Genomic DNA, 24,054 nt, shown 5'->3' on the forward strand with positions numbered 1-24,054 from the left:
GCTCAAGGGCAGGCCTTGTTACGGCCCTTGAGCATGCCGTGGTTGGCCAGCAGCGTGCGCATCGCGTTACGGGTAATCCCCAGCAATTGCGCGGTGCGCATCTGGTTGAAGCTGCAATAGGAAAATGCTTCGCGCACGATCAGGTCTTCGATGTCATGCAGCAATGCGTCCCCGGGTGTTTCGAACAGCCGCAATAATTGCTCGCGCAGCACGTCCTGCGGCAGGGTGGGTGCCGCCCCGACAGGGCCGGCATGCAGGGCGCTGAGCCCCGCTGAGAATTTAAGGTGTTCAACCCGCAAGGCCTTGTCACCGGCGACCAACAATGCCAGGTGCACCACGTTCTCGAGCTCGCGGATGTTGCCTGGCCAGGGGTAGTCCAGCAGCGCCTGCGCCGCAGCCTCCGACAGCATGGGCTCGGCGATCTTCAGGCGGGTGCTGTAGGTTTTCTTGAAGTGCTCGACCAGCGGCAGGATGTCCAGCGGCCGTTCGCGCAGCGGTAGCACCTTTACCGCGGCGACGTTGATGCGGTACAGCAGGTCTAGGCGGAAGTTGCCCGCCTCCACTGCCCGCTCAAGGTCGACGTTGCTGGCCGTGACCAAGCGAATATCGACCTTGATGGGTTTGCGCGAGCCTACGCGCACCACTTCCTGTTCCTGTAGCACCCGCAACAGCTTGACCTGCAGGGGCAACGGCAAGTCGCCGATCTCATCCAGGAACAGGGTGCCGCCGTCGGCTTCCTCAAACCAACCCGCGCGCCGCCCCACGGCACCGGAGAACGCCCCCGCCTCATGCCCGAAGAACTCGCTCTCGGCCAGGCTTTCGCTCACGGCCCCGCAGTTGACCGCGACGAAGGCCCCGGCCCGGCCACTGGCGCTATGGATATAACGCGCCACCAGCTCTTTGCCGGTGCCGGTTTCGCCATGGATCAGTACCGGCGCCACGCTGGGCGCGACCCGTTGCAGAAACTCCAAAAGTTGGCGCGATCGCGGGTCGGCGAATACCAACGCTTTGGCCCGGATGGATAACGGGTCTTTTTCGCCCTGAGGTAACGTTAGGATCGGGCTGGGATGCCCTTGTGGACCTCTCATGGCAGTGGGTTCTCGGCGAAGGTACTCGCCGCGTACTGTACTCAGGCTAACTTATAACTAGAAAGATCTAAAAAGCATTAGAACATAACTGCGCTACCCATGGCGCGGCGTGTGCGCGGGGTTTGATGGCACTTTGTTGATAACGCAACAGTTTGCCCTAATGGCTGCTGCTAATTCAGCGCAGCGCGTTGGTCATTATTAAAAAAACCCCGTCACACAAGAGCTTAAAAAAATAACAGGTTGGCATGGCGGTTGCTGGGGCAGCCTCAGCTTACTCTTCGAAGAGCGGCCCTTAATCGGTTCGGACGGCAAGGCACCTGGCATGCCGCCCGAAGCGCAGAACTTATAAAGGGACCCTGCCATGCCTGCACGCCATTGCAACGCCTATTATCGCTTACGCTTTGCCCACTATCCTTTCGTGCTGGCCAGCGCGCCACTGATGTCGCTGTTCGGTGCCGAGGCCTTGGCGCAAACGGCGGACCCACAAGCCACTGCCGCGCTGGCACCCGTGACGGTGACGGCGCAACGCTACGAAGAATCCGCCCAGAACGTTGGTATCGCCTTGACCGCCCTGCAAGGGCAAGACTTGAAAGACAAAGGCGTTACCCAGGTCAATGACCTACAGAATTATGTGCCCAACCTCGACATCGTTCCCCAATACGGCAGCGGCAACCCGCTGTTTCGTATCCGTGGCGTGGGCCTGAAAGACTACGGCAGCAATAATACCTCCACCGTGGGCGTTTACCTGGACCAAGTCGCCTTGCCCTACCCGATCCAAACCCAAGGACAACTGTTCGACTTGGAACGGGTGGAAGTGCTGCGCGGCCCGCAGGGGACGTTATATGGGCGCAACAGCACCGCGGGTGCTATCAACTTCATTACCAACAAGCCCACCCGCGAGTTGCACGGCGGGTTGACAGCCAACTACGGTTCGTACCACGCCAGCAGCTTGGAAGGCTTTTTGTCAGGCCCCTTGACCGAAGACTTGCGCGCGCGCTTGGCGTTTATCACCGAGCAAGGTGGCGCGTGGCAAGACAACCGTGTGACCGGCCAAAGCCTGGGCGACAAGGACAACACCTCCTTGCGTGCCCAGTTCGACTGGGATGCGACCCCAGGCATCAACTTCAACTTGACCGTGCATGGCGGCAAAGACCAGTCCGACAGCCTGGGCTCCCGCCTGTACCAAGGCTTAGTGCCCAATGCCACCTATGGTGGCGGCTATGCCACCATCGCCCCGGAGAGCAATAGCAAACAAACCGGCTGGGGCCTGACGCCGGGCTTTGCCAAGTTCACCGGCCTGTCGGCCCACGATAAACCGCACCGCGATAATGACAACACGGGGCTGGCCCTGACCAGCAAGTTCGACCTCGACGACCACCTCAGTGTGACCAGCATCACTGCGGTGGACCGCTTCCGCCGGCGTGAATACATCGATTGGGACGCCTCGGTGATTCCACAATCGGATGAATATTTCGACTCGAAGATCAACGTGTTCTCCCAGGAATTGCGCCTGGCGTCCCAGGATAACGAACGTTTCAATTGGCAAACCGGGCTGTACTTCGCCAAGGACAAGCTCGACGAGCAGTTTTACTCGGACTTCAGCGCCAACCTGGGCTACGGCACGTTCACCTCCTATGAGCAGAAGGCAGACACCTATGGTGTATTCGCCCAAGGCGATTACCGCCTTACCGACACCTTGAAGCTGATTGCCGGGGTGCGCCAGGAACGGGAACACCGCGAGCTCGAAGACTTCACTACCCAGCGTATTTTGGTCAATAGCGGCGTCTACAGCCTCGGCCCCGCGAGCTTCCCGGCGGCGGACAGTGACCTGCGCAGCGACTCGACCTCCTGGAAGCTGGGCTTGGAATATCAGTTCAGCCCGTCGACCTTGCTCTATTCGACGATCAGCCGGGGCATCAAGTCGGGAGGCTTCACCGCTTATAACTCCAGCTACGCCGAGCAAATCGCGCCGGTGAAACCGGAGAAGTTGCTGGCCTATGAAGTGGGCTTCAAGAGCGACTTGACCCGCACCTTGCGCCTCAACGGTTCGGCGTTCTACTACGACTACCGTGACCAGCAGTATCAGTCACAAGTGTGGATCAGCCAAACCGTCGGCAATGTCGGCCGGTTGGTGAATATTCCCAAATCGAAGATTTACGGCTATGAACTGGAACTGCAATGGGAACCGATCAGCGGGCTGACCTTGGGCCAATACTTCGGCACCAAAAAAGGTAAATACGTCGACTATCAAGGCCTCAACAGCACCGCAACGCGGGCCGCCCATTACGCGTACCCGGTGTACACCGACTTCTCCGGGCAAGCCCTGAGCAACTTCCCAGAAACCAGTTATGGCGGCCAGGTGCAGTACGTCTGGAACGTTCCCGGTTTTACCCTCTCGGCGCAGAGCGATTATTCCTATCATGACAGCATCCAAGGCAGTAGCGGCACCACCACCCGTGCCTATTGGCTGGCCAACGCACGCCTGGGCCTGGCGCCGGCGGGCAGCAACTGGTCCGTCGCGTTGTGGGCCCACAACCTGTTCGATAAAGACTACGACCTGTACCACGGCTCATTCCTGAGCAACGCGCAAATTGCCACGGCAGGTGAACCCCGCACGGTCGGCGTGCAAGCCAATTACGAATTCTAGGAGCCCGCGATGACCTTCGATATCGATCGGCGGCGTGCGCTGCGCCTGTTGGCCGGGGCTGCCGCAGCACCTGCTTTGTTGCGTTTCGGCCGTGCGCTGGGCGCGACCCCCACCCCCTTCGCGCTCGGCGTTGCCAGTGGCGACCCCTGGCCAGACGGGTTCGTGATCTGGACACGCTTGACCGCCTTGCCGCTGTACCCGGGTAACGAGCGTGAGCTACCGCCGAGCATCCCGGTCGACTGGGAGGTGGCGCTGGATGAAGCCTTCACCCGTGTCGCCCAGCGTGGCCGAACCCAGGCGCTGGCCATCAATGGCCATGCGGTTCATGTCGAACTGCGCGGGCTGCAACCTGGCCGTGAATACTGGTATCGCTTCATCACCCTGGGCGAGCAAGGGCCCAGCGGCCGGGCATTGACCCTGCCAGCGCTGGATAGCCACGTGCAGCGCTTGCGGCTGAGTGTGGCCTCGTGCGCGCATTACGAGCGAGGATTTTTCAGCGCTTACCGGCATATGGCCGACGAGCGGCCCGATTTGGTCTTGTTCCTGGGCGACTATATCTACGAATACACCAACGCCGCTGGCACACCGGGGCTTGCGCGAGCATACGGGGCACCGGACGCCACCGACCTGGCCGGTTACCGCTACCGCTATGCGCTGCACAAAACCGACCCCGACTTGCAACGGTTACATGCCTGCGCGCCGTGGATCGCGACCTGGGACGACCACGAAGTGCAGGACGATTATTCCGGGCGTTTTTCCAAAGACCCAAACGTCTCCCTCGCCCGTTTCCAGCAACGTCGCGCCGCGGCCTACCAGGCTTTTCTGGAAAACATGCCGTTGCGCCGCCCGCCGCTGGGCAGCAATGGCAGCCCGCAAATCTACCGCCGCTTCACCTATGGCGACTTGGCCGCGCTGCCCGTGCTCGATGGCCGCCAATACCGCTCCAAGCAACCGTGTTATCGCGCGCCGGATTTCGGTAAAGGGCATATGCAAGCCAATAGCTGTGCCGATTTGGCCGACCCCAGCCGTACCCTGCTGGGCTTCGAACAGGAAAAATGGCTCTACGACGGCCTGCGCCGCAGCACCAGCCGATGGAACCTGCTCGCCCAGGACCTGCTGGTCGCCCCGCTGCGGGCACAGAAGCCGGGCAGCGACGAAGCCCGCTATTGGACCGATACCTGGGACGGCTTCCAGGCCGCACGTGGGCGGCTGATCGAAAACCTGCGCGACAGCCAGGCCGCCAACCCGATCGTGTTGAGTGGCGATTACCATTCGTTCTGGGCCAACCACCTCTATGAACGCCCCGAAGACCCAACCTCGCGCCTGGTTGCCGCGGAGTTCGTCGGCACCTCCATCACCTCCAATGGCCCCAGTTACAGCGCCGTACAGGCGATATTGCCCGACAACCCGCAGATACGCTTCTACGACAGCCGGCCCCGGGGTTACCTGTCACTGGACCTGACCAGCGAACGGCTGGACGTGAAGATGCAGGCGATATCCGACCGCCTGGACCCGAACGCGAGCGTATCGACACTCAAACGCTTCGTGGTCGAAAGTGGTAGCCCCGTGTTGCACGAGGCGTAAGGGCATCGGCGCGGCGCCCATTCAAGGCTGCCGCCCGCGCGTATAGGTGTTTCGTTGCCGCCAACGCGCCCTTCAATAAAACACCAATGTCCGCAGTTCGATGCTGCGCCGCGGTGGCGCGCCGGGTGGGCTGTTTGGGTCATCGAAAGCGGTGTGTGCGGTCAACTGCGCCACGCCGGGCTGGCTGTCGTAGATTTTCAGCAGCAATGCCTCATCGGGGCGCAGTTGCGGGTAGTAATACCAACGGTGTGCCGGGTTGGCCTTGATCGACCAGGTTTCGCCGACTTTGTCGGGGTATACCAGGTCGCTGGCCACCAAGTCGGCGTCGGCGAGGGTACGGGCGTCGCACAGGGCCAACGGCGTGCTGTACACCGGCGCGCCGATGGGGCGCCAGACATTGATGATCGCGAAACGCCGGTGGCTGCGGTACTCGGCCTCTTGCTTGGGCAGGTGGTCGAACACCCGCCGCTGTGCCGAGCGCGGTGTTTGGTCGTTGTGCACGTAACGCACCGGCTCACGCAGGCCCCTCACTTCGCGGCCCGGTTCGTCAATTCGCACGGTGTGATCGAATACCACCACCTTTACCGCGCCCGTGGCGGCTTTGAGCAGGTTTTCGGTTTCAGTGTAATAGCGCTCGATGATCTGCGCTTCGTCCTGCAAGTCCAGCTCGGTGGGCTGCACGACCTTTTCGAAGCCCTCCACGTCCAACCGCGGGGCATGGCTCAGCAGCCGGGCATCTTGGATCAGCACCCGCGTCGGGTCCACTTCGCGTTGGTAAGGTTCGGCACCTTCAGGGTTTGCCGTGGCGTAGGTGACCGGGCGCTTGCCGGTGTCGAGCAGGTAATTCACCACCCCTTCCACACGGGCGTTGCTACTGTTCAGGCTTCCCATCGCTGCCTCCTGGGTTCGATATGGGGCGCCAAAGCAGGCGCACAAGCCCTGATTTTGCGGCATCGACCGGGGGTGGGGATAAGAACATCGGTGTCTAACCTTAGGCGCGGCAGCGATCAAGAACCTAAAGGTATTAGCACATGCCAACTCATTATTATTCGATCTATCGCCGGCGCGTTACTGTACGCACAACTTTCCTGCATTAGGTGCCTGCCATGCAACCGACCGCCCAGCTTTTCGACTTCGTTCGTTACCGCCAACGCCGCCAGGCCCAGCGTAACGCGCAGTTGATGTGGGCGATGTACGCCGCGCAAGCCAGCCTGGCACTGTTCACCCTCGGCCAGCTCAAGGCCGACCCCAACGGCCGCCAGGCACGACCATGAATGGCCAGCCCCAAGGGTTGGGCAGTGAGGGGGTGGAAGAACGGTTCGAGGAGGAAGACCGCAGCGTCGAACAGGTCGCCTTGAATCTGCAACGCCTGAGGGCCAAGCGTTATCTGTCGCTGGATGGGTTGGCGCGGTTATCGGGGGTCAGCCGGGCGATGTTGGCGCAGATCGAATCCGGTCGCAGCGTGCCGTCCATCAAGACACTGTGCAAAGTGGCGCGCGCGTTGAAGGTGTCAGTGGCGGCGTTTCTCGATACACAGGGGTTCGAAGGCGTGCACGTGCTGCCGGCGCGGGAAGGAAAACGCCTGGTCAGCGCAGACGGCGCGCTGGTGAGCCGGGCGTTGTTTCCCGTGGAGCAGCCCAGCGTGGTCGAATTCCATGAGCTGCGCTTGGCCGCGTTGGGCGAGCATGGCTGCCCGGCGCAACGGGTAGGGGTGTACAAGAACCTGGTGGTCAGCCAAGGCGTGCTGGAGGTGAGCGTGAACGAAACCGCTTACCTGCTTTCCCCTGGCGATGCCGTGGTGTTTTACGCCGACCAGCCACACCGCTACCGTAACCCGGCCGACAGCGAAACGCTGGCCTACCTGGTGGTCACTCAGCCAGAACGCTGACTCAGCAGGTACAGCACATCATCGGCATGCCGTTGCAGCTCATCATCATCGGCATGCTGCAGTCGGTCATCATCTTGTTCATCAGCTTGCAGCAGTTTTCCATCATCGCCATGGGCATGCCGGGCATTGGCGTCATCATGCACTTCATGCAATCAGCCTCCAGGGTGCAGGTCATCATGCAGCGCATCATGGGCATGTTCATCATGGGCATGTTCATGGCCGGCATCATGCTCATCATGGCCATGCACTCCTCGCTCATGCCCATCATCATCATGCCACCGCACTGCATCGCCATCGGCATGCCGCACTTCATCATCATCGCCATCATTTCGGCGCTGTTGCAGAACATCTTCATGTCCATGCCAGCGGCCGGCTTGAGGGTGCACATCATACCGTCGGCCATCATCTGGCAATCCATGGTCGCCATCATCATCGGCATGCCCATCATAGGCATGGTGGTGTTCATCGGCATTTGCATTGCATTCATCATGATCGAAACTCCGTTATCGAATGGTCGGTACTACTGTCTGGAGGCGATTCTAGGCCTCAGCTCACCCACTACAAGGTGGCGTCACGGCGCCAGGGATGGGCACAGCAGCGTTCAATTAGAGACAATAGAAGTGCTTACAGTCGCTATTACATCTTTATAGACGCTATCACGACCAATACCAATGCCATGAAGTCGATAAACACGCTAACGATATTCGTCATAGATCTATGCTTAGAACCCTGATGAATAAACGGTATAAAAAAGCGCCCTATTTGGGCGCCTTTTCTGTGTCGGACGGGGCGATACAGCACGTGGGAACAGACAACCCCGCCGCGGGTGGGGCACCTGATTACGCGAGTATCTAAAGGGGGCCAGTTTTTCCAAGCGGCCCCTCATGCTCAAACGTTGCCGTAGGCCCTCATGCCCCGCCGCCTGGCTTCCACTCGCCGCCTTCGACGATCACCGCGTTCGGGTCGGTGTCGGGCGCCAATTGGTCGCGCACATACTGGTCGTAGAGCTTGAGCAGGTATTTTTCCTGGCCCAAGCGCGCCAGTTCCTGGTTCACCCAGTCGCGCAGGTCGCTGTTGCCCTTTTTCACCGCGGGGGCGATTGGCGCCTCATCGCCAAGGGTTTCCGGCAGCAAGCGATAGCCGGGGTTTTGCTTGGCCCAGCTGAACAGCACCAGGTTGTCTTGGGCATAGGCATCACCGCGGTGGTTGGCCAGCGCCTGCAGCGACTCGGAGTTCTTCTCGAATTTGAGCAGCGGCCAATCCGGGTGGTTTTGCGTGAGCCACAGGTCGGCGGTGGTGCCGGTGGTCACGATAATGGTCTTGCCCTTGAGGTCATCCAAATGTTGCACCGCGCTGCCCTGCGGCACCAGTGCCTGCACCGCCACGCGCAAGTTGGGGTTGGTGAAGTCCACCACCTCGCGGCGCTCCGGTGTCACGGTCATGTTGGCCAGGATCAGATCGACCTTGTCGCTTTGCAAAAACGGGATGCGGCTGGCCGGCTCCACCACCACGAACTCGATCTTGTGTTCATCACCGAGTAGGTCCTTGGCGAAGCGTTTCGCAAGGTCGGTGTCGAAGCCCACGTACTGGCCTTTTTCGTCGACGAAGCCGAACGGCGGCTTGTCGCTGAACACACCCACCACCAGTTTGTCGCGGGCCTTGATGGTGTCCAGGTAGCTTGCGGCGGAGGGTGTGGCCGCAGGCGCCGCGGCGCTTTTCGGCGCTTCGGGTTTGTCGCAGCCGGCCAGCAGGCAGGCGGCGACCAGGGGGAATAACAGGGCAGTTTTGAAACTCACGATGCTTTCCTTCTTGGCAGGTTTTCGACATAGGAGAAACGCTCCAGAAACTGCTGCGCGCGTGCGGTTTGCGGGTTGCTGAAAAAGGCCTCCGGGGGGCTTTGTTCGGCGATACGGCCGCCGTCCATGAATACGATGCGGTCGGCCACCGCGCGGGCAAAGGCCATTTCGTGGGTCACGATCAGCAAGGTCATGCCGGCCTCGGCCAGGTCCAGAATCACCTCCAGCACTTCCTTGACCATCTCCGGGTCTAGCGCCGCGGTGACTTCGTCGAACAGCATCACCTTCGGGTTCATGCACAAGGCCCGCACGATGGCGATGCGTTGTTGCTGGCCGCCGGAGAGCTCTCGTGGCCAGGCCAGGGCCTTGTCCGCCAGGCCCACCCGCTCCAGCAGCGCCAGGGCCTGGGCCTGGGCCTCCTGCGGCGCGCGCTTTTGTACCCGCAGGGGGCCGAGCAGGATGTTGTCGAGCACCCGCAAATGCCCGAACAACTGGTAGCTCTGAAACACCATGCCCACCTGCTGGCGCACGGCGCGCCAATCGCTGCGGGCATCGAGGCGTTCGCCGTTGAAGCGCAGTTCGCCCGCACTGCCCTGCTCCAGCCCATTGAGGCAGCGCAGCAACGTGCTTTTGCCGCAACCGCTGGGGCCCAGGATCACCACCACCTCACCCTGGCGTACCGCCAGGTCGATGCCGTTCAGCACCGGGTGGGCGCCGAAATGTTTACTGAACCCGCGTAACTCGATCACATCGCTCATCAATGGCTCCAGCGCTGTTCCAGGCGCCGCGACAGCACCGACAGCGGGTAACAGGCGAGGAAAAAAAACACGAACAAAAAGCTGTAAAGGGTCACCGAGGCGTAAGTGCGCTCGATGATCTGTTGGGCGATCTTGGTCACGTCGACCACGCCGATCAGCACGGCCAGTGAGCTGGTCTTGATGATCCGCGTGTACACATTGATCACCCCAGGGGTCATGCGCTTGCGCGCCAGCGGCAGCAGCACCCAGGCATACGCCTGCAAGCGGCCCAGGCCAATGGCCAGTGCGGCGTCGCGTTGCCCGGCCGGCAGCGAGCGCAGCGCGCCACGTACCACCTCACCCACCTCGCTGGCACCCCACAAGCCCAGCACGCACACCACGCAAGCAAACGCCGGCACACTCAGGCCGAGGAACATCGGCAGGCCGAAGAAAAACAGGTACAGCCACACCAGTACCGGGATCGCCCGCCAGGCTGCCAGGTAAACCCGCAGGCTGCGATCTAGCCAGGCAATGCCCAGGGTGCGGCCGATGCCGTAAGCCAACCCCAACACCGTGGCCAAGGCGATGCCGCAGGCTGAGATCGCCAGGGTACGGCCCGCCCCGGTAGCCAGTTGCGGCGCGGTTTGCCACAGCAGCTCAAAACCCGAGGTGGCCACGTTGCAACCTCCTTTCCAGCAGCCCCAACACCAACGACAACGGCAGGAACAGCACCAGGCACAGCCCAGTGAGTACCGCGAGCATCTCGTAGGTTTTGTAGTACAGGGCGATATAGTTCTTGGTGGTGTACAACAACTCCGGCACCGCCACCGCGGAAACCACAGTGGTTTCCTTGAGCAGGAAGATCACATTGGCAAACACCGCGGGCAGGCTCAATAGCCCGGCCTGCGGCAATATCACATAGCGCAGCAACTGCCCGCCCGAGAGGCCAATGGCGCGGCCAGCTTCGAGTTGCTGCACCGGCACCGCCTCGATGCCCGCGCGCAGCACTTCGGTAAGGTAGGCCCCGCCGAGGAAGGTCATCGCCACGATGGCCGAGGTGAAGCCGCTGACCTGCACGCCCACACTGGGCAACGCAAAATAAATAAAGAACAACTGGATCAACAACGGCGTATTGCGCGCCAATTCCACATAGGCGCGCACCAGCATGTCGAGCGCGCGCCGCTTGAAGCTCAGCAGCACATTCGCCATTAACGCCACCAGCAAGGACAGCCCAATGGCCAGCAGGCCGACCTTGAAGGTCGTCAGTACGGCGCGGCCAAAGGCAGGTAAGGTAGACAGCATGAACGCCAGGTCGAAGGTCACGGGTGTGAACTCCCTGGGCAAAAACAGGATAGAAGCATAAGGCAGTCTGCAAAGGGGTGTTCAAGTGGATGCGGGTGTATCCCACGAGTTTTTTATAGCTTATTGAAACTGTTTGTAAACTATTAATACCCTTTAATTATAAGTATAGACTTGCCGCAATACAGCGCCCGCACGGGTTGGGCCTGTCCCGGCAACGGGCAACTCATCCTGCTGTTTAAAAGTTGCCTTCACGCTAGAACGCGTGGTGCGGTCATGAATTCGAAGTGCTGGCATTGCGGGTCGAGGCTGCGGCGCTTCAGCCTATACCTATCGTTTATAACTGCCACCTCACACGTCTACCAGTAGACGGTATGGGCAAGTGTGGCAGACTCGGCAAGCACCTCATTTACGTTCATAGATGATGGCTCAGCCATGCCAAGGTGCCTTCTAGAAGAAACCCATAGAGGTCTATACGATGAGCACTATCGGCGGCGCAGTAGAAAAAAAGCTCGACGAAGCGACTGTTGAATCCTTACGCAAATCGGTAACAGCGGTGAAGCGTGATATCACTAAAGAAACCGCTGCGGCATTGGTTGATTTCGAAATTCTCAAAGCCGCTTCTCAAGTGGTTTCAGGTGAGAAACAGATCATTTTGCTTTCCAGTCAGGGCAAACAATACCGGGTCGAAATACTGGTTGTACCGTGGGAAGGGCCCTCATTTAAATTACTTTCCGCGAAGGAAAGCGATTCGTTATAAAACGGTAATCGAAACCCTGGCGGTCGCCGTGAGGAACACGGGCGTCAGATCATAGAGGCGGTGGCTGGAACGCCATAACCCCCCCCTTATAGCTGACCGAAGCCGCCGCCCCACCACAGGGCGGCAGGCCCACTCACCACCCCGGCTGGTACAGCTTCCCATACGCCGTATCCAGCGCCTGGCGCACCACCGGCGAGTGCTGGTACACGTCGATGAACTGCTTCAAACGCGGGTCGTCGCGGTTGTCTGGCCGAGCGACGAACTGGATCACGTATTCCGGGTGGTCTACGCCGTCGAACAGCAGCGCCGCGTTCGGGTCGATGGTCTTGGCCAGGCGAATATAGTGCGGGTAGCCTTGGGCCAAGTCGACGTCGTCCAGCACCCGCGCCAACTGCACCGCTTCCAGTTCGGTGATCTGGATATCCTTGGGGTTGGCGCTGATGTCGGCCAGGGTGGCGTGGTAGCCCACCCCGGGTTTGAGGCTGATCAGCCCGGCTTTTTCCAGCAACAACAGGCCGCGGCCGCCGTTGATGGCATCGTTGGCGATCGCCACTTTCGCGCCTTGGGGCAGGTCTTCCACGCGCTGGTACTTCTTCGAGTACAGGCCGATATTATTGATGATCCCCGGCGCCACCGCCACCAGGTTCAGGCCGGCGGTTTTATTGGCGTTTTCCAGGAACGGGATGTGCTGGAAGTAATTGGCGTCCAGGTCTTTGTTGGCCAGTGCCGTGTTGGGCGTTACCCAGTCGTTGAACTCGACCAGCTCCACCTCCAGGCCTTGTTTTTTCGCTTCGGCCACAGCAGCTTCCAGCGGCGGCGCGAAGGCTGCGGTGGTGCCTATTTTCAGCGGTGCCGCGCACGCCAGCGAGGCGCTGCCCAACAGGGCGGCGAATACGGGAAACAGCAAACGACGGAAACGAAGGCGCATGGCGAGTCCTTGAAAAATACGCCACCGCGCACACCGCGGCAGCCCTGAGTACTGCGCGGCACCGTAGTACGGAATAAGAAAACCGAGAAATAGCGTTTTTGAATATATATAGACCGCAGCTTATGCCGCCCAGGCGCCCTCCGATAACCATTCATTCTTTTTCATTGCCACCGGCCTCAGGCACAGTGCCGCCCGCCTTCGCGTTCGAGCCCCCTGCCCTATGCACCTGGACCTGCGCCAACTTCGCCATTTCATCGCCTTGGTAGAGCACCGCAACTTCGGCTTGGCCGCACAGGCGGTCAACCTCTCGCAATCGGCATTCAGCCGAAGCATCCAGGCGCTGGAGCACAGTTTCGGCACGCGCCTGGTCGACCGAACCCGTAACCTGGCACCGACCAAAAAGGGCCTGATCGTGCTGGAGCATGCGCGATTATTGATCGGTAATGCCTATGACCTGGTCCAGTCGGTGCGCCAGTTCAACGAGCAGGAGGCCGGCGAGTTGTCATTCGCCTGCGGGCCGGCACCAGCGGCGTGGCTGATGCCGCAAGCGTTGGGCCTGTTCACCCGGCGCCTGCCCAAAGTGCGCGTGCGCTTTCATGTCGACAACTGGCAGGCATTGGCGCAGCGGCTGCAGGCCGAGGAATGCGAATTCTTCGTGGCCGACGCGCGCAATTTTGAGCACGACCCAGACTACCGCGTGCAGTTGCTCAGCCCGCACCGGTGGGGCTTCTGTTGCCGCAGCGAGCATCCCCTGGCGGCCCTGGAGCAGGTCAGCGTCGAGCAGTTGTTCAGCTACCCATTGGCCGGCAGCGTGCGTGCGCCGAACCTGCGCAAAGCGTTGGTAGAACTGAGCGGGCGGCCCGACTTCCAAACCCGCATCGAATGCGACAATGGCTACAGCCTGGTGAGCGTGATCCAACACTCCGACGCCATCGGCACCACCAATGTGAGCCGCAACAACCCCTACCTGCGCCAAGGTTTGAAGATTCTCAATGTGTGCGGCCTGGATGCCCATGCGCCGGAATTCTTTACCCATTACGGTGTGGTCAGCCGCGCCGGCTACAAACGCTCGTTCCTGGCCCAGGCGTTGATCGACGCCTTCCTCGAAGCCGACAGTGCGATGCAGGCGTTGGAGGCCAACCCGCCGCAAGGCAAGGGCACCGAGCCCCCGTTTACAATGCTTGCACGCTGAAACGGCTGATCGCCTGGCGCGACCAGACGGAGCGCCAACCGAAATAGCCCGGGCGCGGCAGGCCAGCCAATGGCTGCTCGAACACGCGCACCCCATCTACCCAATAGGCAGTGTGCGTCGCGCTGACCTCGATGGCGATGCGGTAGATTCGCCCGGGTTCGAGCAGGTGGGCCGGCCCCAGCGTTTCGCCCAGCATCTGCCGCGCCCCGCTGCCATCGTAGTAGCGAAAACGCGTGGTGCTGTTGCCATTGCCGCCCATGCCCACGTACCAGCACACCATAGAGTCATAGGATGCCAAGGCGCCGTCCCGTGGCAGCAAAGCGGCCAGGCCCGGCTCATGGGCGCCCCAGAACACGTTCATGTCTGAAGGCCGATCATTGGGCTGGCCGGCGACCAATACCTGGCGCAGGAACTCGATGCGGTAGGCGCCGCCCAGCGGCTGGTTCAGCCATACCGTCATGCCGGCGGCGGTGTCCATGATCAGCCGCCCCTGTTCAGTGGCCACCCGTGACTGTGCCGGGCGCTCGGTTTCGACGCGCCAGCGCGCGGGGGCCAGGCCGTGGAAATCATCCTGTATCGGCGCGGGCAGTGCGAAAGTTGCAGGGCAAGGCATACATGCGCTCTCTTGGATAGCTCTGGGGGCGGCGCTTAGCGCAGGGCATGGTCCAGCGCGAGCAAGGCCATGGCGGCCAGCCCCCACTGGGCCACGGCATTGGTCGACAGGTTGGCCTCGGCGCGGGTGTCGGAATGGGCATCTATCACCGACACCGGGTCAGGCTCGTTCAACCCGTACAGGTACGCTGGCGGCTGCACCCGGTGCAACCGCCGGTTGGGCGCGGGGATGCCGCCGGAACCTGCGAAAAACACGGTCCAGGCGCGGGCCTGCAACGCCGGGTCTTTGAGGCGGTAGCCGGCATAAGCGGTCAGGCGCGCATGGCCTTGGGCCAGGTTTAGACGGGCCAATGGCGCGCCAAGCGCCTTTTGCTGCTCGGCTGGCGCCGCGTTGTAGAGCCGACAATAGTCGAGCCAGGCCTGTTCGAAGCGGGCTGAGGGCAGCAGTTGTATCAGTTCGCCGCAAATCTCCGCCAGGCCGAACACCGCAGACAGGTGCGACACCTGCAGCGTGCCGCGCGCGTCGATGTCGAAACGGCCCGTGGCCAGCTCCATGTTGCCCACCCCGGTGAAGAACCCATGGGGCTGGGCGGCGATGCTTTCCATGCTGGCGCGCAACCGCTGTGCCACGGCCGGGTCGCCGCTGCGCTCCCAGTCGGTCAGCCAAGCCGCGGCGATGGCCCCCCAATCGGTGCCAAAGCTGATACTGGCATAGCCCGCGCGCGGGTCACCCTGCTGGCCCACCTTACGCCCCGGCACCACTTCACGCAGGGTGCGCAATGCTTCCACCTGTTCGCTGAGCAAATCGCCGGTACGTTCGTCGGCGGTGAGGTAATACAGAAACCGCCGGTTGGCGGCGGTGGAGATGCGCAATTGCTTGGCGCTGTCGCCCCAGTGCTGCACGTTGTGCCGCGAACCCAGTGGTGCGAAGCGGCCCAGGTGATGCACATCGACCTCGCCGGTGTGGCGCGCCATGGCCTCGGCCATGCGGAATACGTCTTGGCGCCCAGTGCGCAAAAAGTAATACCACAGCCACAAATCGGTGCTCAGTTCGGAGTTGTCCCAGGCATAGCCGCCCACGTCATAACGCCACACATGGCGCTGCGCGTCGTAGGTGTGCATCACGTCGCCATAGTCCCAGAAGCCATACCACTTACGCTGCTCGACCTCATCGCGGTAGAAATCGAAATACCACGCCAACTGCGCTTCGATGGCTTGCTGGCGCTCGGTTTGCTGCCCCGCCGGGGCCCACGCCGGGCCAAACACTTCGGTGCTGTGCAGGTAGGCCGGTGGCGCCACCAGCAGCGGTGGATGCTGGATACGTTCGGCGATGCGCTGCAATTGCCGGTGGCTGGGCGTCGCGGCCACCAGCTGCAACACCAGTTCACTGGTGCGTGCCACCCCGTAGGGCGTGCCGAAGCCCGGTTCGTAGTCTTCGTAGGTGATCTCCAGCGCCTCGCGCTGGCGGGTGAAGGTGTCTTCGCCGAGGCCGTCGTGGTATTGGCGCAGGTCCATCGGCGCGGCCTGTGGTGCCCACAGCCATACGGTCACCTGGGCTTGGTCGAGGTGTGCGTCAACGATGTCCAACTGCGCCGGGTAGCTTTGCCAGAAGTTGCGCAGGCCGAACACCACGCCACCCTCGGGCGAGCCCACATAACCCACCCCGGCGGCACGCTCGCCGGTGGCGCTGTGCAGCCAGCTGCAGCCGGCCGCGGTGCGTTTGCTGATCTGAAAGCCATCCGGGTGTGCCTGCAGCAGCCGGTAACTGCCAAAGGCCGGAATGTACTGCAGGCGGCTGGCCACGGCCTCGCCGAAGCCGGCCAAGGGCCCTGTGCTGCGGCCCTCGACCTGGGCACGCAACACCGCCTCGCCCGGGCTGCGGCGCAGCCCGGTGAGGCCGCGCACCGCTTCAGCGAACACGCCACCGTTGGCCCCGACGAAGCGCACATGGCGGTCATGCAAGGGTGCCTGCAACGGGGTGTCGAAACGCACGCCCACGCCACTGATGAAGTCCTGCTGCGCATCGGCGTCGAACGTCAGGGTATGGACCAGGCGCAGGGTATCGCTGCCGGCATAGGCGTACAGCCGCACCACGAACGGCAGCAGTTGCCCGTGCCCCTCCACTGCGTCATGGGCGCCATACAATGCCACCACCGCGCGCACCGGCCCGTGTTGCTCCACCACCACCCGCGACACGTGGCTTCGGTAGCGCCGCGCAGGGCTGGCCGGTTGATCTGGGTCGCCCTTGACCTCAAGCACCAAGTGCCCCGCCAGTAATGCCGCCCGGCCTTGGCGTTCGACCCGCTCCAACAGCCTCTCCCCGCTCAGGGGAATTACGCAGCGCAACACACCGGTGTCGATCACCACCTGGCCACCCTCCTCCCATGCCAGCGTGGGCGCAGCGGTAGGTGGCGTGGCCAGCGGTGTTACCCGGTAATGGTGCGGTACCGACGGTTGCGGGCCCAGCGCATGGCCGGTCCATTTCAGGCTACCGTCTGGCCAGTAGGCGAGCGGCCAGCTTTGCAGCACGGGCGCGCTGCCGTCGCCGCCATGAAGGCCGAAGCTGCTGCCCGCCGCGACGTGGCCACGAGGCCAGGGCGTGCCCCAGGTTACCCCTTCGAAGGATGCCGGCGGCTGCGTGCCGAGCCAGCCCAACGGCGCTTCGGCCGGGGCACTGGCGCGGGCAGCAGCATTCGCCGGGCCAGCCCACGCCGCGCCGCTGGCGAGCACCGCGCTGGCACCGAGGAAACCGCGCCGGTGCAATACAAATCGGTTCATAGCAAGGTACTCAGAAGTCGTAGCCAACGGTCATGCCCAAGGTGCGCGGCTCGCCGAGCACACCGAAGGCTGAGCCGTAATCGCCGGTATTAAGGGTGCGGTAGTAACGCTTGTTGGTGGCATTGTTCAGCCACAGCGACGCGTTCCAGCGGCCGTCACCGTAGTGGCCACCGAGGCCGGTGGCCAGGTTCAGCAGCCCGTAACCGGGGATGCGGCTGAACTGCGAGTTGTCCACGGTGCCGTAGGCCCAGGTACGGTAGGCGTAGCGCGCCGACACGAACGCGTCGAGCGCGGCGAAGGTCTGCCACTCGTAGCGCCCACTGAGGTTATAGGTCAGCTTGGGCGAGCGGAACACCCGGTCGCCACTCATGTCGCAAGTGGCCGGCGCATTGGCGGCCAAAGAGACTTCGGCCGGGCATTTGGCGTTTTCGAAATCCAGGTATTTGTTGTCCAGCAGCGTGCCGTTGAAGTTCAGCGTCAGGCCCTGCAGCGGCTTGAGCGTAACGTTGGTTTCAAGCCCCCGCGAGCGCATGGTGCCGGCGTTGATCAGGTAGCTGCTCTGGCTTTCGAGGTCGTAGGCGGTGGTTTGGAACTGGCGCACCTCAGACCAAAACAGCGCGGCGTCGACGCCCAAGCGATCGTCGAGCCATTGGCTTTTTACACCCAGTTCGCCTCCGCGGGTGCTTTCCGGGTCCACCAGCAAGCTGTCGTAACCTGCCTTGGCCGCCGCCCCGGAGGACACGTTCATGCCGCCGGACTTCTCGCCATAGGCCAAGGTCAGGTACCCCTGCACATTGGGCAAGAAAAAGTAACTGACATTAAGCATCGCCGCCGGCAGTTGCTCGTACTGGTTCAAGTCGCCGGAGTCGAAATCGTTCTTGTTGACCCGGCGAAACCGCCCGGATTTTTTCTCGTAGCTGTCACGTACCCCGGCGGTAACGTCCCATACATCGCTCAGGTGCCAGGTGCCCTGGGCATAGAGCGAGAAAATCGAATCGTCGATTTTGCCCCAGCGCTGCACGTACTTGCCGGTGTTGCTGGTCGAGCCGTAGTACTGGGTGGTCTGGTTGCCTGCCGCGTAGTGGTCGTGGGCAAAGGTGTCGAGGTTCTCGCCCCAGTAGGTGGCGCCCAGGGCGTAGTCGAATAACGCTCCCTTGGGCGAATCCAGGCGAATATCCTGCGACCACACGCGATCGCGCACGTCTGCGCCGCTGCCGGCGTACAACGGTATGTCGAGGCTGTCGGTGGCGTTAGGCTGAAAGCCGAAGTAACGGTAAGCGCTCACCGAACGCAGGTTGAAGCCATTGGCCAAGGCCCAATTGGCCTCGGCCGAGAGCCCGCCCTGGCGCACATAGGCTTTGTTCTCATCGTCGGTGTTGACCTTGTAACCGCCCCCAACCACGTGGGCGCCTACCAGTTGGGTTCGGTCCAGGTATGGCCGCGTAACGCCCACCGCGTTGGCCTCATCGAGCACCGCGACCGGGTAGCTGGTGGCGCGGTTGAGGTCGGCAATCAAGCGCAGGTTAAAGTCACTGCTGGGCACCCACAACAGTTGCCCGCGCAGGCCATCCTGGTTACTGCCGCCCAGTTCATGCCCGGTGTATTCATTGTGCACATAGCCGCCTTTCTCGGTGTGCGACAGGTTGATACGCCCGGCGAGCGTCTGGCTCAACGGCCCAGAGAACATCCCCTGGGTTTGCGTGTAGCCACGTTGGCCGATGGACTGGCGGATCGAGCCTTGTGGCGTGAAGGTGGGCTTGCGGCTTTGGATGGCAATCGCCCCGCCGGTGGTGTTGAACCCATACAGGGTGCCCTGGGGGCCACTTAGTACGTCGGCGCGTTCGATGTCGAGTAAATCGTTGGAGAGCATGCCCGGGCGGCTTAGGTAAACGTTATCCAGGAATAGCCCGACGCTACTGGGCATGCCGATATTGATCTCGCTACCGCCACCGTCGCCCACACCCCGCAAGGTGAGGCGTGTGTCGTAAGGGTCGACTACCGCAACGTCCAGGCCCGACGCGAGCTGCTGCAAGTCCTCGAGGCGGTAGATGCCCTGCTGTTCGAGCACCTGGCCACTCAGTTCGCGGGTGGAGGCCGGCGGTTGCTGCGGGTCGGCTTGGCGCTGGCCTTCAACCCGTACGGTGGCCAATGGCACGGCGCCGGCCGGCTGGCTTGCCGCGCGGGTATCGGTGGTGGCCACGGCGGGCGGTTGTGCTGCTTGGGCCGAGGTTAAGCCAAGGCCGAAGCAGAGGGAACAAACCAGGCGGTTGAAACGGAACATGGGCGCAATCCTTGGGGCGATCATTGAGCAGCGGCGCCGTTTAATCACACCTGCCCCCTGAGCGCTAAATATCGGAATGCCCGTTTACTATTCCTATAACGCATAAGCCAGAAGTTTTAAGGGCCTTAGCGGTTATGTACAGACCGCAAAAATGTTTTGAGGCAAACGCATTGGCCATTTGGATAAAACCCCGGTTAACTAAGCGCCCTGTGCGGTGTATAGGCCTTGTCGCCGTGAGTGCCGTGGCTCTGCCCACCCTCGCCAGCGCCGTTGGTCCGGCCAGGCCTTGCAGAAATATGTTTCAGCTTTGACACACCTTGGCGACGCAACTATACCCAACTCACCCTCACCACACGGCGCACGCCAGGGGCGGACCATGGGGCGGTTGAACCTTAAAGGGCAAGGTCGTCGGGGTGCCTCTTGCGAATCGCTACAACGGTGCGCCGTACCCACGGCCTTGGCGCTGGCGGTGGCCCTCGCGGCGGCTGCACCGGTGGCTCGGGCCGCCTGCGAGGCATCCGGGAACGCCACGCTGCGCACCCCTATAACCGGGCCCTGCAACCTGGTGGCACCCGGTACGCTGAGCATCACCCAGGCGGGGGCCGTCAGCAGTCATGGCGCCCCGGGTGTGGCCGTTTCCGGCATCAACGGGGCGGTATCGATCCTCAACGCCGGCACGCTGTCCGGCGCACCTGGCGTCGCCATCAGCGACAGCCAACTGCGCGGCGGCGTGGTGAACTACAGCGCCGGGGTTATCACTGGCAATGCCCCGTCCGGCAGCGGCGTGACGGTGGTCGATAGCCGGTTGGCCGAGGGGCTGGTGAACAACGGCAGTATCCAGAGTGGCACCTCATCGGGTCGCGGCGTGAGCATCGAATCCAGTATCGTCGGGCCCTTGCGTAACCGGGGCGAGATCAAGGCCGCCGATTACGGGCTGCTGGTGCTGGAAAGCACCGTGAATGGCAACGTGGTGAATACCGGCAGCATCCAGGCCACCAATGGCTTGGCGGTCACCGCCACCAAGGTCGAAGGCGACGTGGCCAGCGCCGGCCGCCTGCGCGGTACCGCCCGTGGCCTGGCAGTCACCAGCAGTAAGGTCGCCGGAACTATCAGCACCTCGGGTACCGTTCATGGCGGTACGGCCGCGGTGCGCGTGGCCTATAGCAATGTCGGCGGCAGCCTGGCCACACACGGCACGATCACCTCGGGCTACTTAGGCGTGGAACTCACCAACAGCACCGTGGCCGGGGGCGTAAGCAACAGCGCTTCGATCACCGCCCCGGTGGGCATGCTGGTCAATGGCCGTGTGGCAGGTGATGTGGCCAATGCCGGGCGCATCAGCGCCAGCAGCAGCGGCCTGGGCACCTACTACGCCACGGTGCGCGGCGCGCTGGTGAACACCGGCATCATCAGCCTGCAAGGTGGCGTGGTGCAAACGGTTGGCGGCCAGGCAGCCCTCGGCGTGCACGACGGCTCTTCAGTGGCCGGGCTGTTCAACAGCGGCACCTTGCTCAGCGAGGGCCGGGCGGCGATCCAGGTCAACGCCGCGACCATTACCCGCCGCGGGGTGCGCAACCTCGGTGGCACGGTCAACGGCCATGTGGGCATCGACGTCGCCACCGCCACAGTGGCCGGTGGCATCATCAATACCGGTGCCATCGATGCCCTGGACAACAGCGAAGACAGCGTGGGCATTCGCCTGGCCAGCAGCCAAGTGGCCGGCGGGTTGGCCAACACTGGTAGCGTGGGCGGTGATTACGCCGCGCTGTCGTTAACCGACAGCACCCTGAGCGGTGACCTGCGCAACAGCGGCACGCTCACCGGCTTGGGCGCCGGTATTGCCTTGCAAGGCACCAGTGTACTGGCCGGCAACCTGCTCAACAGTGGCAGCATCCATGCCGACGGTTCTGGCATTCGCGCCATTGGCGCCACTATCAGCGGCAACCTCAACAACAGTGGCGAGGTCTACGGCAGCGACGTGGGCATCGATCTTAACCAAACGACCCTGGGGGGTGCCCTGCTCAACAGCGGCACCATCAGCAGCCACACCCAGGCGCTGCGCGTACAGGGCAGCGCCCTCAATGGCGGCATCAGCAACACCGGCAGCCTCGACGCGCCCGGTGGGGTGATGGTGGGCGGCAGCACGCTAAGCACTTTTTACAACGGTGGACGCATCCAGGGCGGCAGCGATGGCGTGGCCAGCTTCATCGACACCCAGGTCACCGGCAATGTCATCAACGCCGGCACCCTGCAAGGCGACAGCGATACCCCCTCGGCCTTGTTGCTCCAGGGCAGCCAAGTCGATGGCAAGGTGCTCAACAGCGGCAGCGTACACGGGGTGAACGGCATCAGCGTGATCGGCTCGACCCTCGCTGGCGGGCTGGACATCAGCGGCGCCGTGCTCGGCGATGTGGCCGGCGGTTATGCGGTGTATGTCGATGACACCTCCGAGGTGCCGGTGCTGCGCCTGCTCGGCCAAGACAGCGCCCTTATCCAGGGCAGCGTGCGCGCGCCGGCGACCGACGTGGAGGTGCCCCAGGGCAACACCTTTACCCTGCAAGACGGCAACCGCTTCGAGGTGGCCAGCTTCAGTAACCAAGGCACCCTCGCCGTGGCTGCGCAAAGCGCCGATACCGAGACCCCGCACGACGCCGTGGCAACAGTGCAAGGGGACTACACCCAGGGCGCCGCAGCCACCCTAAGCACGCGCGTGGTCGATGGCCAGCATTACGGCCGCTTGGTAGTGACCGGCACGGCCACGCTGCCCTCGAACGCGCACCTTGACGTAGATGTACGCAACGCAGGGCAACTGTTCAACGTGAGCCAACTCAGCGATGTGATCAGTGCCGGTACGCTGGTGTCGGACGGCACCTACAACGTGACCAGCAACTCGCAATTGTTCACGTTCAGCGGCATCAAGGACGGCAACACGGTCGACCTGGCGCTCGCCGCCAAGGCAGCCGACGGCGTGAGCGCCGCGGTGGCCGGCAATGCCAGCGCCCAGGGTGCCGCGCGGGTGCTCGACGCACAGCTTGCCAGTGGCCAGCAGAGCGCGTTGGCCCCGTATTTCGCCAGTGCCACCAGCAATGCCGAAGTGGCCAATGCCGTGCAGCAGAGCCTACCGCTGACCAGCACCCTACCCGCCAGCCAGTTCTTGCAGGCGCAGCTCACCGACAGCCTGCGCGATCACCTCCAGGCCGTCGGCTACACGGCCGCCGGGGCGTTCACGCCGGCAGCCAACGGGCTTTGGCTTACGCCCTTCGGCGCGCAACTGGCGCCGAGCCAACGCAGCGCGACCCCAGCCAACGTGGCGGGCACGCTGCTGGGCGCCGACGCGCTGTTATCGCCCGGCACCCGCGTGGGCGTGGCCTTTGCCTACGGCACCGGCGGGGCTGGCGCGCGCTTGGGCGGCGGCGGGCAACAGGCGCAAATGGAGCTGTACCAGTTCACCGTGTACGCCAGCCATCGCCTGGATGCCACCACCGAGTTCAGCGCCCATGCCGGTATGGGCCGCGACGCCAATGAAGGCCGCCGTACGCTGAACGTCGGGGGCGCCCTGGGCGAGGCGCAAAGCCGCTTCAGCAGCCAGGTATTGAACACCGGGGTGGCGCTGTCACAGCACTTCAGCGTCGGCGACAGCACCCGGGTGGTCCCCAGCCTCACCGGCGACTACCTGCGAATCCACGAGCCGGGCTATCACGAAGGCGGCCCGGCGGCGCTAAACCCCTTGCTGCTACAAGTGCAGGCGCGCAACAACGACCAACTGCTGCTGGGCTTCGACACACGCCTGAACCACGACCTGGCACCGGCCACCCAGATAAAAGCACGCCTGGGCGTGGCGTATGACGTGCTGCACCAGCCGAATGAAGTGACCGCCAGTTACGCCGCGGCGCCAAGCCAGCGCTTCACCACGCCGGGTGATGAGCTCGGCGCTTGGGTACTCTCTGCGGGCCTCGAATTCACCACCCGCCGCCGCGGCGGCACCGCGCTGTCGGTGTCGTGGAACGCCCAAACCCGCGGTGGCTATGACCAGCAAGTGGCGCTGCTGCAGCTGAGCCGGCCGTTTTAAGCAGGGGGCGCTGGCCACAGCGGGCACCGGTTCAGCAGGTGGTCGCCCAGCGCGCGCAAGCCCTGGCCCTGTGCCGGGGCGCTCAGCGTAGGCGCCGGGGCGCTGCCGCCAACCTCGTGCAGCCATTGCCCGGCCCGTGTCGCGGCCAGGGCGCACTGCGCCAAGGCCTGAGCAGCGAGCAGCGCCGCCTGCTGTTCACTGCTGCCGGCCAGGGCCAACAGCGCTTCGGCGGCCTGCAGTTCTACGCCGACTTCGCCCACCCGGCGCAGCAGGTAGGGATCACGCCGCTCGCCGGCGGCGCCGCTACGCACCTGGGCCAGCGCCTGCTGCCAGGCGCCGCGGGCAACGGCCAGGCTGGCGGCCGCCTGGGCCAGTGTAGCCTGTGGGGTGCCCAT

Annotated in this window: 19 protein-coding genes; 7 read left to right on the top strand and 12 right to left on the bottom strand. The window is 63.0% G+C overall.

Annotated features, from left to right (window positions below; genetic code table 11):
* Positions 1-2: 2 nt before the first annotated feature.
* Entirely contained in the window at positions 3-1,088 is a 1,086-nt protein-coding gene (locus HAQ05_RS03030) for a sigma-54 interaction domain-containing protein (RefSeq protein WP_190417233.1), read from the bottom strand.
* Between the two features lie 361 nt (positions 1,089-1,449).
* Between HAQ05_RS03030 and HAQ05_RS03035 the strand changes: the two genes are divergently transcribed.
* A complete protein-coding gene (locus HAQ05_RS03035) occupies positions 1,450-3,735 on the top strand; it encodes a TonB-dependent receptor (RefSeq protein WP_190417235.1) in 2,286 nt (761 codons plus the stop codon).
* A 9-nt stretch (positions 3,736-3,744) separates the two neighbouring features.
* On the top strand, positions 3,745-5,319 hold the full coding sequence (locus HAQ05_RS03040; RefSeq protein WP_190417237.1) for an alkaline phosphatase D family protein: 1,575 nt from the start codon (positions 3,745-3,747) through the stop codon (positions 5,317-5,319).
* A 72-nt stretch (positions 5,320-5,391) separates the two neighbouring features.
* On the opposite strand, the gene HAQ05_RS03045 is transcribed toward HAQ05_RS03040, so the two are convergent.
* Entirely contained in the window at positions 5,392-6,210 is an 819-nt protein-coding gene (locus HAQ05_RS03045; RefSeq protein ID WP_190417239.1) for a CmcJ/NvfI family oxidoreductase, read from the bottom strand.
* Between the two features lie 215 nt (positions 6,211-6,425).
* Here HAQ05_RS03045 and HAQ05_RS03050 point away from each other — a divergent pair, with 215 nt between their 5' ends.
* Positions 6,426-6,593 carry a hypothetical protein gene (locus tag HAQ05_RS03050; protein WP_190417241.1) on the top strand — a complete coding sequence of 56 codons (168 nt, stop codon included), beginning with the start codon at positions 6,426-6,428 and terminating at the stop codon, positions 6,591-6,593.
* The gene (locus HAQ05_RS03055; protein ID WP_190417243.1) at positions 6,590-7,207 is read left to right on the top strand and encodes a helix-turn-helix domain-containing protein; all 618 of its coding nucleotides are present in this window, start codon (positions 6,590-6,592) and stop codon (positions 7,205-7,207) included. Before HAQ05_RS03050 ends, HAQ05_RS03055 begins: the two co-directional genes overlap by 4 nt.
* Position 7,208: 1 nt before the next feature.
* Here HAQ05_RS03055 and HAQ05_RS28530 read toward each other — a convergent pair whose 3' ends face one another.
* The 5 genes from HAQ05_RS28530 to HAQ05_RS03080 form a co-directional block, all read right to left on the bottom strand.
* Positions 7,209-7,697 carry a hypothetical protein gene (locus tag HAQ05_RS28530; RefSeq protein WP_238935040.1) on the bottom strand — a complete coding sequence of 163 codons (489 nt, stop codon included), beginning with the start codon at positions 7,695-7,697 and terminating at the stop codon, positions 7,209-7,211.
* Positions 7,698-8,115: 418 nt separating this feature from the next.
* Positions 8,116-9,003 (bottom strand): transporter substrate-binding domain-containing protein, encoded by an 888-nt coding sequence (locus HAQ05_RS03065; protein WP_190417245.1) that lies wholly within the window; start codon positions 9,001-9,003, stop codon positions 8,116-8,118.
* Positions 9,000-9,761 carry an amino acid ABC transporter ATP-binding protein gene (locus HAQ05_RS03070; RefSeq protein ID WP_190417247.1) on the bottom strand — a complete coding sequence of 254 codons (762 nt, stop codon included), beginning with the start codon at positions 9,759-9,761 and terminating at the stop codon, positions 9,000-9,002. The genes HAQ05_RS03065 and HAQ05_RS03070 overlap by 4 nt, the downstream gene beginning before the upstream one ends.
* Positions 9,761-10,417, bottom strand: coding sequence for an ABC transporter permease subunit (locus HAQ05_RS03075; RefSeq protein ID WP_190417249.1), 657 nt, complete (start codon positions 10,415-10,417; stop codon positions 9,761-9,763). Before HAQ05_RS03075 ends, HAQ05_RS03070 begins: the two co-directional genes overlap by 1 nt.
* The gene (locus HAQ05_RS03080) at positions 10,398-11,063 is read right to left on the bottom strand and encodes an ABC transporter permease subunit (RefSeq protein ID WP_190417251.1); all 666 of its coding nucleotides are present in this window, start codon (positions 11,061-11,063) and stop codon (positions 10,398-10,400) included. Before HAQ05_RS03080 ends, HAQ05_RS03075 begins: the two co-directional genes overlap by 20 nt.
* Positions 11,064-11,517: 454 nt before the next feature.
* Between HAQ05_RS03080 and HAQ05_RS03085 the strand changes: the two genes are divergently transcribed.
* Positions 11,518-11,799 (top strand): hypothetical protein, encoded by a 282-nt coding sequence (locus tag HAQ05_RS03085; RefSeq protein WP_190417253.1) that lies wholly within the window; start codon positions 11,518-11,520, stop codon positions 11,797-11,799.
* 133 nt (positions 11,800-11,932) lie between these two features.
* On the opposite strand, the gene HAQ05_RS03090 is transcribed toward HAQ05_RS03085, so the two are convergent.
* Positions 11,933-12,727, bottom strand: coding sequence for a MetQ/NlpA family ABC transporter substrate-binding protein (locus tag HAQ05_RS03090; RefSeq protein ID WP_190417254.1), 795 nt, complete (start codon positions 12,725-12,727; stop codon positions 11,933-11,935).
* Positions 12,728-12,947: 220 nt separating this feature from the next.
* On the opposite strand from HAQ05_RS03090, the gene HAQ05_RS03095 reads away from it, so the two are divergent.
* Entirely contained in the window at positions 12,948-13,919 is a 972-nt protein-coding gene (locus HAQ05_RS03095) for a LysR family transcriptional regulator (RefSeq protein ID WP_190417256.1), read from the top strand.
* On the opposite strand, the gene HAQ05_RS03100 is transcribed toward HAQ05_RS03095, so the two are convergent.
* From HAQ05_RS03100 to HAQ05_RS03110, 3 genes are read right to left on the bottom strand one after another with little or no spacing between them, the layout of a single operon-like run.
* The gene (locus HAQ05_RS03100; RefSeq protein WP_190417258.1) at positions 13,900-14,532 is read right to left on the bottom strand and encodes a DUF6250 domain-containing protein; all 633 of its coding nucleotides are present in this window, start codon (positions 14,530-14,532) and stop codon (positions 13,900-13,902) included. The genes HAQ05_RS03095 and HAQ05_RS03100 overlap by 20 nt on opposite strands.
* A 35-nt stretch (positions 14,533-14,567) precedes the next feature.
* Positions 14,568-17,309: an exo-rhamnogalacturonan lyase family protein gene (locus HAQ05_RS03105; RefSeq protein WP_190417260.1), complete on the bottom strand. Its 2,742-nt coding sequence runs from the start codon at positions 17,307-17,309 to the stop codon at positions 14,568-14,570.
* Positions 17,310-17,319: 10 nt separating this feature from the next.
* The gene (locus HAQ05_RS03110; RefSeq protein WP_190417262.1) at positions 17,320-19,590 is read right to left on the bottom strand and encodes a TonB-dependent receptor; all 2,271 of its coding nucleotides are present in this window, start codon (positions 19,588-19,590) and stop codon (positions 17,320-17,322) included.
* Between the two features lie 376 nt (positions 19,591-19,966).
* On the opposite strand from HAQ05_RS03110, the gene HAQ05_RS03115 reads away from it, so the two are divergent.
* Complete coding sequence (locus HAQ05_RS03115; protein ID WP_190417269.1) at positions 19,967-23,659, top strand: autotransporter outer membrane beta-barrel domain-containing protein; 3,693 nt, start codon at positions 19,967-19,969, stop codon at positions 23,657-23,659.
* Here the strand turns inward: HAQ05_RS03115 and HAQ05_RS03120 are convergent.
* Complete coding sequence (locus HAQ05_RS03120) at positions 23,656-24,054, bottom strand: hypothetical protein (protein ID WP_190417271.1); 399 nt, start codon at positions 24,052-24,054, stop codon at positions 23,656-23,658. The two genes, HAQ05_RS03115 and HAQ05_RS03120, sit on opposite strands and share 4 nt — an antisense overlap.

The organism is Pseudomonas typographi (assembly GCF_014694385.1).
GTDB lineage: Bacteria > Pseudomonadota > Gammaproteobacteria > Pseudomonadales > Pseudomonadaceae > Aquipseudomonas > Aquipseudomonas typographi.